Source organism: Amphritea sp. (assembly GCF_050300915.1).
GTDB lineage: Bacteria > Pseudomonadota > Gammaproteobacteria > Pseudomonadales > Balneatricaceae > Amphritea.
Map to the genome: position 1 here is coordinate 49,997 of NZ_JBNKYN010000018.1, position 14,207 is coordinate 64,203.

Below are 14,207 nucleotides of genomic sequence, written 5' to 3' on the forward strand. Positions count from 1 at the left end.
TTAGCCCGTAGCAACGTTTAAACGTTTAACCCAGCCCGCAGTGAAATAGATGCGGGCTTTTTTATGGCCCAGATCAACGATACATTCAGCATATAGAGATGACTTACCCCTGATCCCTTACGATTTAGGCTATGCTCTGTCTTATCGTTAACTTATTTGCGGGCATCAGGCACTCTATGTTTCCTCTTTCGCTATATTTCTCAGATCAACAGGTTAAATGGAGCGCCGCACAACTGTGGAATAATATTCCCGCGTATTATTCCGCAGACGAGGCAACTCTGTCAGCACAAATAGCTGAACTGAACCCGCCTGAGAAGCAACCATCAGAAGAGCAAATGCCTCCTCTTTTTAACACCGGAACTCTTGTACAACAGTGGAAAACTGCCGCAGGAATGAAGGCTGAAGAGGCACTGGCGTTGCTGTCACTGGCAGAACATCTTCTGCACCTGCCTGATCAACAAAGCATCTGCGACCTGATAAAGAACCGAATCACCGCAGAACGCTGGCGCACCTATGTTGACCACCACCATTTCGATATTCAGCATACAACCATCTGGCAACAGGGAGTTTATAGCAGCACTATATCTCCGAAAACCAAGCCCGCAGAGATATTCGGTGAGCTGGTAAACCGCATCGACTTTGTTGTCATCGGTGACGCTCTGACTCAGGCGGTCACAGCGCTGCGACAACAACTTATCTTCAGCCCCGATATCCGTCAGGGTTTGCAACAGATGATCAGCCACCCGGCTGACAACCTTGTCTACGCCTTCAATATTCTGGGCGAAAATGCGGTCTCCGCCGAGGCCGCCCGACAGCACTTCAATCACTGTCTCGATGCGCTGAAAGCAATCGCATCTCAGCAGCTCAAAGGCCACCCACCCCCTTCATTATCGATAAAACTGTCTGCCCTGCACCCCCGTCTGGAACCGCTCAAGTCATCCGGCATCATTGAGGAGCTCACCCAGCGGATACTGCATCTGCTGATTATTGCCCGGTCAGAAAACATCCCGGTGATGATTGAAGCGGAAGAGTCTAGCCGACAGGAACTGACATTACAGGTGTTTGAAAAACTGCTGCAGAGCGATCTTTGTCGCGACTGGGGTGGGCTAGGAATCACGGTACAGGCCTATTCGAAACGGGCTTTACCGATTCTGGGCTGGTTAAGTTATATCGCTGATAATCTACAAACCGTTATTCCGGTCAGACTGGTAAAAGGTAATTACCGGGAATGGGAGATAGCTCAGGCGTTAAAGCAGGGGCTACAGAGCTACCCCATCTATCTGCAGCCACAGACAACTGAACAGTCATACCAACTGTGCGCCCGCTATCTGCTGAGTAACCATTGCCCGTTATTATCCCCCCGGTTTGCCAGCCATAATAGAGCAACCATAGCTCAGGTGCTGCACTGCGCGGCAAAGAGCCTGAAAACCGTCGAACTACAGCGCTTGCATGGCACAAATGACTCCCTTTTCAGCGAATTAATGACTCACACCAGCCCGGTTCAGCAACAGCTGTATGCCCCTTTAGGCGGACAACAGCAACTGCCTCCATATCTGGCGCTCAGGTTACCGCACGCTGCTGACAGGGGCGGGAATAACCATTCCGTCCTGCAACACTGCAGCAAAAACAGAAACGCCACAGGCGTGATACTTGATTCGCAGCTGCAGCGCCAGCAACTTCTGAATAGAATCGCAGCATTCAGCGATAAGCAGTGGCTGGCAGCTCCGCTGATCAATGGTGAGCCAGTCCGCTCCCGCCCGGCTGAGATAACGGTTTCACCCTTTAACCTCAGTCTGCAAACCGGGGAGCTGTATCGCAGCACCATTGAAGATGTACGGGAAGCTTACACCGTTACCCGGGCCGGATTTATCCGTTGGAACAAGCAACCGGTGGCTGAACGGGCGCGAATTATCAACCGTTTTGCCGAGCTGCTGGAACAGTATCGTGAAGAACTGGTCGCGCTTGCTATTCGCGAAGCGGGTAAAACCCTGCGGGATGCGCTGAATGAGATCCGTGAAGCGGTTGATCTGTGCCAGCTCTACGCCAAGCAGGCAATCAGTCAGTTATCACCTCAACCGATAGTCTCGCTGGCAGGTGAAAGAGATAGCCTGGTTGCCCAGGGCCGGGGGATCTTTGTCTGCATCAGCCCCTGGTGTTTCCCCCTGACGATCTGGACCGGTCAGGTCGTTGCCGCGCTTTTGGCTGGGAATGTGGTGATCGCCAAACCCGCTAACAGCACACCGCTAATAGCCTATCGTGCAACCGAGTTGTTATTAGAGGCTGGCGTTGCCAGAGATGCCTTCGCCCTGCTACCCGGCCGCAGTGATGAGATCGATGAGCCACTGATAAATGATTTTCGCCTCTGCGGCATCGCCTTTACCGGGTCACTGTTCACGGCCAACATCATCGCCCGACAACTGGCACACCGGGAAAACGCAACGATGATCCCCTTTATTACAGCAACCGCTGGATTGAGTGCGATGATTGTTGATAACAGCGTACCGCCGGAACAGGTCGTCAGAGACGTTATCGAGTCAGCCTTCAATAGCGCCGGGCAACGTTGTTCTGCACTAAGGGTGCTCTATCTGCAGGACGATATCGCAGAGCAGATTGAAACCATGCTGGTTGAAGCGCTCCATACCCTGAAGATAGATGACCCCCGCGAGCCAGACACCGATCTGGGGCCTGTGATCGATAATCATGCCCTACAAGCTCTCCATGGACACATAGAACACTGCAGAGCACATGGCAGATTGATATTTGAAGGCACTCTGAGCCGTCAGCATGATACAGGCTATTTTGTCGCGCCAACCCTGATTCGCCTGCACTCCATTGATGAGCTGAGTGAGGAGCATTTCGGCCCGATACTCCATATCATCCACTACCACAAGGACAATTCAGAAAGGGTCGTGGATGAAATCAATCGCACTGAATGTGGACTGTCACTGAGCATTCACTCATCTGATAATGAAGCCATCAAGGCTATCTGCCAGTCACTGCGGCCTGGCAATATCACTATTCAACGTAACCTGAGCGACAACTGTTACAGCGGGCAGCACTGTGCCTCTGTGGGCTTGTCGGCCAGCGGTCCACAGACCGGCAGCCCCAACTATCTGCTCAGTTTTAGCCAGCAAACGATCCACAGCTGTTTCAACGACAGATAACCGGAGCAATCACAGCGGAATCAGGCAATTGCAGCCTGCACCAGTCGATAACAGGGTGAATACTCCTCATAATCGATCTTCATACGGCGCTGCAAAACAAAGGATGACAGCAGCACATCCAGCTCATTCACCAGCTCCGGCTCACCACTGAGTTCAAACGGACCAAACTCTTCAATCGCACGAATGCCCGGTGCTTTAACATTACCGGCAACAATCCCGGAGAGTGCTTTTCGCAGCGTGGCAGCCAACAGGTAATCAGGCTGATCACGGGTCAAATCAAGGCTGGCCATGTTTTCATGGGTGGGTTCAAAGGGTTGCTGAAACTCAGCGGGAACATACAACTGCCAGTTAAAGTGGAACGATTCGCCGGTCGCTTTGCGGTAAACCGTCACCCGCTCAAGTCCCGCTTTCATTTTCACCGCAACTTCATAGGGGTCACCCACCACGATCTCATAGAGAGATGCCGCGCGATCACCTAAAGTGGAACGGATAAACCGGTCCACCGTCTCAAAATAGGCTTCACTGCCAGCAGGGCCGGTAAAAATAAGGGGGAATGGACAGGCGATATTGCGCTCATGCAGCAGGATACCCAGCATGTAGAGAATCTCTTCGGCTGTGCCCGCGCCTCCGGGAAAGACAATGATGCCATGACCCAGCCGGACAAACGCTTCCAGCCGTTTCTCAATATCCGGCATGATGATCAGTTCGTTGACGATCGGGTTGGGGGATTCAGCGGCAATAATGCCCGGCTCAGAGATACCGACATAACGGGCGTCGCTGATGCGCTGTTTCGCATGGGCGATGGTGGCGCCTTTCATCGGCCCCTTCATCGCCCCCGGGCCACAACCGGTACAGACACTCATGCCGCGTAAACCAAGTTCATAACCCACCTGTTTGGTGTAGATATACTCCTCCCGACCGATCGAGTGACCACCCCAGCAGACCACCAGATTCGGTTTTACATGGGGCTCAATCGCTTTGGCGTGACGCAGAATATGAAACACCATATTGGTAATCTGTTCCCCTTCCAGCAGGCCATCACAACACTTGTCCAGTTCATCACCGACATAGAGAAGATCCCGTAGCACAGAAAACAGATGCTCACGGATACCCTGGATAATCTCACCATCGACAAACGCGCTGGAGGGCGCATTGATCAGCTCCAGTTGCACACCCCGGTGTTTCTGACTGACCCTGATATCGAAACTCTTATGTTTCTCCAGCACCTGCTTAGTACTGTCCAGCTCACTGCCACAGTTAAGCACCGCCAGGGCGCACTGGCGAAAGAGCGGATATAAACCTGCTTCATTGCGGTCCTGAAGTTTTGCAACCTCGTAAGGTGAAAGTGTGTCCAGACTATCCAGTGGCGTAATATTCGCGCTTACAAATTGTTCTGTCATCATGGTCTTGCCCCTCTGATCGACACCCCAGCGCAGAAACAGTTTCCCGCTGTACACAGGGCTTAGCGAGTCATTCTTTTAATGATCTGACCCGTCTAAAAAATATAAAGTTCAGGTTACAATATAGTTAAAATCCTGACACTAAACCATTAACCTGTTGATAAAAAAGAATTAACTATTGATTAAACTTTCAACAAACAGGGGCACTTCCTCGCTGGCCGGGCCATAAATATGGCGATTAAATGCCGACTGTTTTTTGGAAGGTTCAAGATTAATTTCAACCGTTTCCGCCCCGACACTGTTAGCCACTTCAACGAAACCGGCAGCCGGGTAGACATGACCGGAAGTGCCGATTGAAATAAACAGATCACAGTGTTCCAAGGCATCGTAGATCAGTTCCATCTGCATTGGCATCTCACCAAACCAGACGATATCCGGGCGCAGGGTGCCCATGTCATCGCAGCAGCCACAGCGAACATCGGGCCCTACCGGCTGGTAGTTGGTAAACACCTGACCGGACGTGGTACAGCGCAAATTCAACAGTTCACCATGCATATGAATCAGATTTTTACTGCCAGCCCGTTCATGCAGGTTATCGATATTCTGGGTTACCAACAGTAGCTGTTCACTGGTACACGCCTGTTCCAGCTTTGCCAGCGCCAGATGCGCAGGATTCGGGCGGATATCCGGTAGCAATAACTGCTCGCGGCGCTGATTATAGAATTGGTGCACCAACTCTGGGTTCCGGTCAAATGCTTCCGGGGTAGCGACATCTTCGATCCGATGGTTTTCCCACAAACCATCCGCAGCACGAAATGTCTTAATTCCAGATTCAGCCGATATTCCCGCACCGGTCAGAATCACAATATTCTGATACTGCACAACCCTGCTCCTTAAAAATGCTGACACATGGGTTTAATCCTACGCCAACTTCTGCTTAACTAACTATACAGGCTGGAGTTTTTTTTACCGGTTACTGTGTAAATATATGAGTCGGCTCGAGAAGGAAACCCGTATGAGTGCTGATAAGCTCTATATCCTCGACACCAACGTTTTACTGCACGACCCAAACTGCCTTTACGAATTTAAGGAGCAGGATGTTGCTATACCGATGACCGTCCTGGAAGAACTGGACAGCATCAAGGACCGCAAACAGAGCGTCGCTCAGGAAGCCAGGCATGTCATTCGCGCGATTGATAATATCCTCAGCGCGGCCACCCCCTCCCAGATACTTAAAGGGGTACAGATCAAGGTTCCCGGAACCGAAGATACCACCCGACTGGGTAAACTGAGTATATTCCCCGACCACGAACTTACCACCCGTCAGGGGTTTCTCCCTGACAATAAGAATAACGACAACCATATTATCAACTGCGCTCTGCACCTGCAGGGCAGCGATCCCCATCGCGAAATCATTCTCGTTACTAAAGATATCAACATGCGCCTTAAAGCAATGGGCGCAGGGCTGCAAAAAGTAGAGGATTATCGTAAGGATCAGTTAGTCTCCGACCTGGAACTGCTACCCTCCGGACATTTTCATATTGAGGGTAACTTCTGGGAGAAAGTTGAAAAGGTCAAAAGTTATCAGGAAGGTGCTAACACCTATCATAAAGTCAGCCCTGATCTGCTGCCGGACACCTACCCCTGTCAGTATATCTATGATGACTCAAAAGACTTTGCCGCACGGGTGGTATCGGTTAACCATGAAGAGATCATTTTGAAAGATCTTGGTTACGAAAAGCTGATGCAGCAGGAGTGCTGGGGTATTCACCCTATCAACATCTACCAGGCGTTTGCCATGCAGTCGATTCAGGACCCTGATATCGACCTCTGCCTGCTGAATGGCGCAGCGGGCTCAGGTAAAACCCTGATCGCACTGGCCTGTGCCCTGGAGATGGTGATTGAAGAGGGACGCTTCAACAAGATTATTGTCACCCGCTCTACCCCGCCAGTGGCTGAAGATATCGGCTTCCTGCCGGGCACTGAAGAGGAGAAGATGACCCCCTGGCTTAGTTCTATCCTCGATAATCTGGAAGCGATGCATGAAGGTGATGAGCGTCCGCAGAGCAGTGTTAAATATGCGATTGAAAAAGCCAATATCCAGTTTAAATCACTTAACTTTATCCGTGGACGCAGTATTCAGAATGCGGTGGTGCTGATTGATGAAGCGCAAAACCTGACGCCTCAGCAATTAAAAACCATCCTCACCCGTTGCGGTAAGGACAGCAAGATGATCTGCCTGGGTAACCTTGCCCAGATCGACTCCAATTATCTCACCGCACTCACCTCGGGTCTGACCTATGTGGTCGAGCGCTTTAAAGGATTTGAAGGCTCAGCAACCGTGCACTTAGAGGGGATCTTCCGCTCAAGGCTGGCGGAATACGCAGAAGAGCATCTCTGATGCACTGAAGATTATCCATCAAAGCCGCGCCAGTACGCGGCTTTTTCTTGTCCCAGCCATCCTTACAGCGCTACACTTACCCCATGATGCTAAGACGCTGTTTTATTTTTCTCATTCGCACCTATCAATACCTGATAAGCCCGTTTCTGGGGCCGAACTGCCGGTTCTATCCAACCTGCTCAGCGTATACGGTTGAAGCGATCGAAACCCATGGTGTGATCAAAGGCTGCTGGCTGGGTATTAAACGCCTCGGCAAATGTCATCCCGGCCATCCCGGAGGCTATGACCCGGTGCCTCCGGCCTGTTGCAGTGACCATAAGCCTGCCCCGGATAGCCACACTGCGCCACCGGAATGAGCTTTTGGGTAACCTTTAATTGACCTGCGAGGCTAAGCCAGCTATAGCTTAACTATCTGATTTATAAACTAAGCTGTTAGAGTAAGGATCAGGATGTTTAGCACGCTCACCGTTATTCTCACGATTACGTTGTATATGGCGCTACTGTTCGGTATCGCTCAATTAGTTGAACGGCGGATTGAGACCCGCGGCAAGGGTTTTAGCAGTCCCTGGGTCTACGCTCTCTCACTGGCGGTGTATCATACCTCCTGGACCTTTTACGGCAGTGTCGGGTTTGCCGCCAGTTCCGGCCTGCAGTTTCTCGGCGTCTATCTGGGGGCAATGCTCGGAATTGCCCTCTGGTGGATCACCCTGCGGCGTATGGTCTTTGCCAAAGAAGTTTTCCGCATCACCAGCATCGCGGACTTTATCTCCACCCGCTATAACCGTTCTGAAACCATTGCCGCGCTGGTCACCCTGATCGCACTATTCGGCATTCTCCCCTACATCGCCCTGCAGCTGAAAGCGGTCGTTGGCTCATTCCAGCTGATTACCGATCATCAAAGCTCCACCATGGGATGGGGACTGTCCGGTCTGCTGATAACCCTGTTTATGGTCGCCTTCACCATCATGTTCGGCATGCGCCGTTTAGACCCCACCGAACGACATCAGGGGATGATGACCGCGCTGGCCGTCGAGTGTGTGGTAAAGCTGATCGCCTTTATTGCAGTTGGACTGTTTGTCAGTTTCGGCCTGTTCAAGGGCTTCGATGACATTACCGAACGGTTGTTTGATCAGGGTTTCGAGCGGGTTATTCAGGTCAGCGGCACCGCAAACTCCGGCGTCATGTGGCTGACACTGATCGTCCTCAGCTTTGCTGCCATTCAGAACCTGCCGCGGATGTTCCATGTCGCGGTGGTCGAAAATGCGGATCATAAACACATCAAAACAGCGATCTGGATGCTGCCGCTGTATATGATTCTGATCAACCTGTTTGTGGTGCCGATTGCGGCTGGTGGCCTGCTGATGGGGCTGCCACAGGAGTCCGCCGACTTCTATGTCTTGCTACTGCCGCAGCAAGCGGGCAATAACGCGCTGACGCTGCTGGCCTTTATTGGTGGCTTTTCTGCCGCTACCGGCATGATCATTGTCACTACCATGACGCTCTCGACAATGGCATCAAATCACCTGATACTTCCGGTTCTGGAAAGAGTACCTGCCTGTCGTTTTATTAAACCCTTCCTGCTGCAGATCCGCTGGCTACTGGCGGCGATAATTCTACTGGGCAGTTACGGCTTTGCCATCGAGTTCAGCGATGCCTACATTCTGGTGGCAATAGGGCTTATCTCATTTGTTGCAGTGTTGCAATTTACCCCCGCCCTGCTGGGTGGTTTGTTCTGGAACCGGGGCAATAGTGCTGGCGCCCTGGCAGGTCTGCTGGCGGGATTTCTGATGTGGATCTACACCCTGATGATCCCCGCGTTTATCAGCCATGGCTGGATTCCGGCAACGGTTCTGAACGAGGGACTATTCGGCTTTGCCCTGCTGCGACCTGAAGCCCTGTTTGGCTTCGACGATATCGGCTCAATTCCCCACAGCGTGTTCTGGACCCTGCTGGTCAACATCAGTTTTTATATTCTTGGCTCGCTGCTTTACAGCCCTCATAAAGCCGAGCGTAATCTCTCCACTGAGTTCCTCTGTGCGATGAAACCCGCAGCCACTCAAAAAGCGCGGCCGACCGGGCTGGACCGATATATTCCGCTGGATGATAAGCTGAATGAAGCCCAGACGCTGTTAGAAAGCTATCTCAACAAAGATAAAACCAAAGCAGCCCTGCTACAGATTACCGAAGACCTGCAGGTAACCGGTAAAAGTCATATCGCCATTATCGAGTTACTGGAATTTCACCGGATGCTCGAGCATATACTCGCCGGTTCAATCGGCTCTGCCAGTGCTCACAAGGCGATGGAAAGCAGTATCCGTTATAACACCCGTGAGGCGACCGACCTCAAGGCGCTGTACAGCCATTTGGTTGTCGAACTTAACCAGCAACGGCTTCCCGGACAGGAAACGCTCGGCGAGCCTGAAACCGGCAGCCAAAGCTACGGTCTGATCAACAATCTTCAGAATAAGATCAAGAAACATGAGCAGACCATCAAGATGCAGAATAAGCAGATTGACGACCTAGAAGCCCGGCTCGAACATCGCTATCAGGAGATCTTCCGCTATCGCCTTGAAATCCAGAAGATACGTCAGGAGAGCGAGACACTCAAACTACAGATTCAAGCAGGTTTGCTGATCGAAAAACCGCTTGATACTGAAGCTGAAACAGAAGAGAAACCGATAAAAGAATAGATAAAAAAACAGCCGCACTAGCGGCTGTTTCAATAAAAACGGGTTTATTTGACTTCGTGCTTGTACTGATGAACATCCATCTGCGGGAACGGAATAGAGATCCCTTCCTCATCGAAGCGCAGCTTCACACTCTCAGTAGTATCGAACATCACACCCCAGTAATCTGAAGATTTAACCCATGGACGTACCACGAAATTAACACTGCTATCACCCAGTTCAGACACTGCAATAACCGGCGCAGGATCTTTCAGAACCCGCTCATCACTGGTAACAATCTCTTCCAGCAGCGCTTTGGCTTTTTTCAGATCATCACCATAGCCGATACCAAACACCATATCTACACGACGGGTATCACGGGCAGAATAGTTAGTGATCACGCCGCTATAGATATTGCCATTGGGTACAATAACCTCTTTGTTATCACCGGTACGCATAATCGTATTGAAAATGCTGATGTGCTCAACAACACCGGCAACGCCTGCTGCTTCAATGAAATCGCCCTCTTTAAAAGGACGGAATACAATCAGCATGACGCCTGCCGCAAAGTTCTGCAAAGAGCCTTGCAATGCCAGACCAACCGCCAGACCTGCGGCACCTACCAGAGCGATCAGTGACGTAGTATCAACGCCCAGTTGGTCCAGAGACGCAACAATGATGACCAGCAACAGCAAAATGTTGGCGATGGAGGAGATAAAGTTGACCAGAATCTCTTCCATTTTACCTTTGCGAAGGGCTTTACCCAGCAGGTTCACCAGAACTTTGGCAATCATCCGACCGACTATAAAAATAGCCGCTGCCATCACGATATTAATCGCCCAGGGCAATACATAAACATCAATAAACGATAGATCCATTTCCATCTCCATTTCCTCTTTTGTCATAGACACTGCAATATTGAGTTGTTATCTCAGAATAGACGCAATTAACTCAGCCATCGAAAAAAATGCTGAGTCCCCCTCTTCTGTTGGCGGGAATATCTCATACTCTGAAGAAAAAAGCCCGTTTAAATCAGTGCATTCCACGCTAAAATAGTCGTATGCCGCTACCCCGTAAACCATCCATCAGAATGGCTAAATCATTAGCCGTAACTCAATGCAAACCAGGTCACTTATATGCCCGGTAGTTTTCAGCTGCGTGACTATCAGCGGGATGCGGTTGAGGCAACCCTGAACCATTTTCGCAGCAGCGATGAACCGGCTGTCATAGTACTGCCGACCGGCGCTGGCAAAAGCCTGGTGATAGCGGAACTGGCCCGTTTGGCCCGGCGTAAAATTCTGGTGCTGGCCCATGTCAAAGAGCTGGTTGAACAGAATCACAACAAATACCTCAGCTATGGTCTGGAAGGAGGCATCTATTCCGCCGGGCTGAAACAAAAACAGAGTCATCATCAGGTCACCTTCGCCAGTGTGCAGTCAGTTGCCCACAACCTGCAGGACTTTGCCACAGAGCACTCACTGGTCATCATCGATGAATGCCACCGGATCAGCGATGATGAAAACAGTCAGTATCAACAGATTTTCACCCAGCTGAGAACATTTAACCCCCAACTAAAGCTGCTCGGTTTAACCGCAACCCCCTATCGCATGGGTATGGGCTGGATCTATCGCTATCACTATCGGGGCTTTTGCCGCAGTAGTGAACCCAAACCATTTACCCACTGCATCTATGAGCTGCCCCTGCAATATATGATTAAACGGGGTTTTCTGACGCCACCCAGGATGGTCGATGCACCCATCGCTCAGTATGATTTTTCGCTACTGCACGCCAATAAGTTTGGCAACTATGCTGAAGCAGAAGTGAATCAGTTGCTGGTGAGCCACCCCCGGGTAACCCGAGCAATCTGCGAGCAGATAGTGGAGCTGGCTAAAACAAGAGCGGGGGTGATGGTGTTTGCAGCAACCGTCAAACACGCCCATGAGATCTGCGGTTATCTTCCCGAAGGAGAGACCGCACTGATCACCGGTGCCACCGCCAATGCCGAACGAGATGAGCTGATCAGCCGGTTTAAAGCAAAACAGATCAAATATCTGGTCAATGTTGCCGTACTCACCACCGGCTTTGATGCCCCCCATGTGGATTTTATCGCCATTCTGCGGCCCACCCAGTCAGTCTCCCTGTTTCAACAGATCGTCGGCCGGGGACTCAGGCTGGCTGAGGGCAAAGTCGACTGCCTGGTGATGGACTATGCTGGCAACGGTTTCGACCTGTTCGCCCCGGAGGTGGGGCAGCCAAAACCGGATAGCAGTAGTGTGCCGGTACAGGTGTTCTGTCCGCTCTGTGAATTTGCCAATATATTCTGGGGCAAAACGGATGAGGAGGGCAATATTCTGGAGCATTTTGGCCGACGCTGTCAGGGCACGGTTGAGGCGGGGGACGGTTCAATCGCACAGTGCGACTATCGTTTCCGCTTTAAGGAGTGCCCCCAGTGCAACGCGGAGAATGACATCGCTGCGCGCAACTGCCACCAGTGCGGCCACGCCATTATCGATCCCGACGATCAGCTCAAAGCGGCTCTTAAACTCAAAGATGCCCGGGTGATCCGCTGTGCCGGAATCTCCCTGAGTGAGTCCGGCGGCAAGCTGAAAGTGATCTATCATGATGAGCAGGGCGAAGAACTGAGTGAACTGTTTGACCTGCACCACAGTAAACCGAGAAAACGCTTTAATGATCTGTTTGGGCGACGCTTTGGCCAGAGTTTACAACCGCGACAGTTCAACTCCGTAGACGAAGTGTTAGCCGTATCCCAACTGTTTACCGCCCCGGATTTCGTCGTCGCCCGCAAGTCCGGACAGTTCTGGCGGGTGCAGGAACGGATCTTCGATTATCAGGGCAACTACCGCAAAGCAAATCAGCTCTGATTAACGGCACGATCAGGTAACCAGCGCAGCGAGTCAAACAGTGACTCGATCACTTGCAACCGGGGCGTGCTGCGGTGACGGATAAACTGAGTCGGCACGATAGAGACATCTTCCGGCAGGTATTCAAAAAGCAGACTATCACGATAGATCGATAGCTCGACGACATTGCGCGGCATCAGTGTAACCCCCAGCCCCTGAGCCACGCAGCCGAGGATCCCCTCAAGAGTCCCCAGTTCACTCAGACCATAGCGGTTATCCTGATAATCACGCGCCCACTGCAGCGCTTTTTTGCGATAGACACAACCCTCCCGGAACAGCACCAGATTATCAGCCGGGGTAACGCTCCCGGGCTTCACCAATACCAGCTCCTGAACCATGACATCAATAGTGACCAGATCGGGATGATCAATCGGCCCACCTACGAAGGCACAATCAAGATGGTGTTCCAATACTGCCCGGAGTAACTCAGCGGTGGTGGTTGCGGTGACCTGCGGCCTCAGTTTTGGACAACACTCTCTCAACGCTCCCAACAACTGGGGCAAGTGGGTTGCAGTGAAGGACTCCATCGCGCCGATTTTGATCTCAGCAGCACCTTTATCTGCCAGCCTGACGGCCACCCCCGCCTGCCGCTCCAGTTGCAAGATCTGCTCGGCATACTCCAGCAGAATCACGCCCGGCCGGGTTAATTCAAGCCCCCGCCCCTTACGGGAAAACAGCTTGGTACCTAACTCCTCTTCCAGACGCTGAATCCTCGTGGTGACATTCGACTGCACCGTATTCATCTGCTTTGCAGCCGCCAGAATCCCCCCCTCTTTCGCTACTTTTTCAAAGGTTTTCAGCGCTATCAGTTCCAACATGACCTCCACAGAATCAGTTCACAGACACCCTACAAACAGTCAAATAGTTCTTTATTTGAGAATATTTTATTCTCAATAATTCGTTTGTAGCGAATAATATTAATATATACGCTTATCAATATAAATATAAACGGACAGAGTTCTATGCAAACTTCCGATGACAGGCAACACCTGAAAGTACTGGGCTCTGGTCTGCTTGGCCTGATTCTGACCATCGGTATCGCCCGCTTCTGCTATACCACTCTACTGCCGGCGATGCAGTCTGAAGCGGGCCTGAGCGATCTGGCCGGAGGTTATCTGGCGACGATCAACTACATCGGTTATATGTGTGGCGCCCTGCTGGCCGCCACCATTGGCAATCTGAAAACCAAAGATATGCTCTACCGTGCAGGCCTGATAACGGCAGTGATTACCACCCTGGGCATGGCACTGACCGACAATATCTGGCTCTGGGGCGTATTGCGATTTTTTTCAGGCCTGAGCAGTGCCAGCGGCATGCTCATCAGCGCCGGGCTGATTATGAACTGGCTGCTGCGTCACGGTCACCGGCCTGAACTGGGTATCCACTATGCCGGTGCCGGACTGGGCATCATCGTCAGTGGTTTAGCCGCCGAGCTGATGATCGGGCACCTCGACTGGCGCGAGCAGTGGCTGGCCGTCGGGCTGATCGGATCCCTGATCGCCATCCCCGCCTGGCGCTGGCTGCCCCGCCCGGATACCAGCCATCAGTCAGGCGCTAAACCAGGAATTCAGCAATGGAAAGGTTTTAGTACATAAACGTCCAATGCTGGCTGTTGCCGAAGGTGCTGCAATTTTAAGCCACAGGCTCTCGGATGA

10 protein-coding genes are annotated in these 14,207 nt (G+C 51.7%); 6 read left to right on the forward strand and 4 right to left on the reverse strand.

Features of this window, described 5'->3' with window-relative positions; all coding sequences use genetic code 11:
* Nucleotides 1-335 precede the first annotated feature (335 nt).
* Nucleotides 336-3,164, forward strand: a complete 2,829-nt coding sequence (locus ACQY8X_RS07090; RefSeq protein ID WP_428034448.1) for an L-glutamate gamma-semialdehyde dehydrogenase — start codon at nucleotides 336-338, stop codon at nucleotides 3,162-3,164.
* 20 nt (nucleotides 3,165-3,184) lie between these two features.
* On the opposite strand, the gene ppnN is transcribed toward ACQY8X_RS07090, so the two are convergent.
* Nucleotides 3,185-4,567: a nucleotide 5'-monophosphate nucleosidase PpnN gene (gene ppnN, locus ACQY8X_RS07095; RefSeq protein WP_428034449.1), complete on the reverse strand. Its 1,383-nt coding sequence runs from the start codon at nucleotides 4,565-4,567 to the stop codon at nucleotides 3,185-3,187.
* Between the two features lie 168 nt (nucleotides 4,568-4,735).
* The gene (gene cobB, locus ACQY8X_RS07100) at nucleotides 4,736-5,446 is read right to left on the reverse strand and encodes a Sir2 family NAD+-dependent deacetylase (RefSeq protein WP_428034450.1); all 711 of its coding nucleotides are present in this window, start codon (nucleotides 5,444-5,446) and stop codon (nucleotides 4,736-4,738) included.
* 133 nt (nucleotides 5,447-5,579) lie between these two features.
* Here cobB and ACQY8X_RS07105 point away from each other — a divergent pair, with 133 nt between their 5' ends.
* The 3 genes from ACQY8X_RS07105 to ACQY8X_RS07115 all read left to right on the forward strand — a co-directional run bounded on the left by ACQY8X_RS07105 (nucleotide 5,580) and on the right by ACQY8X_RS07115 (nucleotide 9,655).
* Entirely contained in the window at nucleotides 5,580-6,965 is a 1,386-nt protein-coding gene (locus ACQY8X_RS07105) for a PhoH family protein (RefSeq protein WP_428034451.1), read from the forward strand.
* Between the two features lie 47 nt (nucleotides 6,966-7,012).
* Nucleotides 7,013-7,321: a membrane protein insertion efficiency factor YidD gene (yidD, locus tag ACQY8X_RS07110; protein ID WP_428034452.1), complete on the forward strand. Its 309-nt coding sequence runs from the start codon at nucleotides 7,013-7,015 to the stop codon at nucleotides 7,319-7,321.
* A 93-nt stretch (nucleotides 7,322-7,414) separates the two neighbouring features.
* The gene (locus tag ACQY8X_RS07115; protein WP_428034453.1) at nucleotides 7,415-9,655 is read left to right on the forward strand and encodes a hypothetical protein; all 2,241 of its coding nucleotides are present in this window, start codon (nucleotides 7,415-7,417) and stop codon (nucleotides 9,653-9,655) included.
* Between the two features lie 44 nt (nucleotides 9,656-9,699).
* Here ACQY8X_RS07115 and ACQY8X_RS07120 read toward each other — a convergent pair whose 3' ends face one another.
* Nucleotides 9,700-10,509: a mechanosensitive ion channel family protein gene (locus ACQY8X_RS07120; protein ID WP_428034457.1), complete on the reverse strand. Its 810-nt coding sequence runs from the start codon at nucleotides 10,507-10,509 to the stop codon at nucleotides 9,700-9,702.
* Nucleotides 10,510-10,767: 258 nt separating this feature from the next.
* Here ACQY8X_RS07120 and ACQY8X_RS07125 point away from each other — a divergent pair, with 258 nt between their 5' ends.
* Nucleotides 10,768-12,513, forward strand: coding sequence for a DEAD/DEAH box helicase (locus ACQY8X_RS07125; protein WP_428034454.1), 1,746 nt, complete (start codon nucleotides 10,768-10,770; stop codon nucleotides 12,511-12,513).
* Here the strand turns inward: ACQY8X_RS07125 and ACQY8X_RS07130 are convergent.
* On the reverse strand, nucleotides 12,504-13,370 hold the full coding sequence (locus ACQY8X_RS07130) for a LysR family transcriptional regulator (RefSeq protein ID WP_428034455.1): 867 nt from the start codon (nucleotides 13,368-13,370) through the stop codon (nucleotides 12,504-12,506). The genes ACQY8X_RS07125 and ACQY8X_RS07130 overlap by 10 nt on opposite strands.
* A gap of 144 nt (nucleotides 13,371-13,514) precedes the next feature.
* On the opposite strand from ACQY8X_RS07130, the gene ACQY8X_RS07135 reads away from it, so the two are divergent.
* Nucleotides 13,515-14,147, forward strand: a complete 633-nt coding sequence (locus tag ACQY8X_RS07135; protein WP_428034456.1) for a YbfB/YjiJ family MFS transporter — start codon at nucleotides 13,515-13,517, stop codon at nucleotides 14,145-14,147.
* Nucleotides 14,148-14,207: the final 60 nt, after the last annotated feature.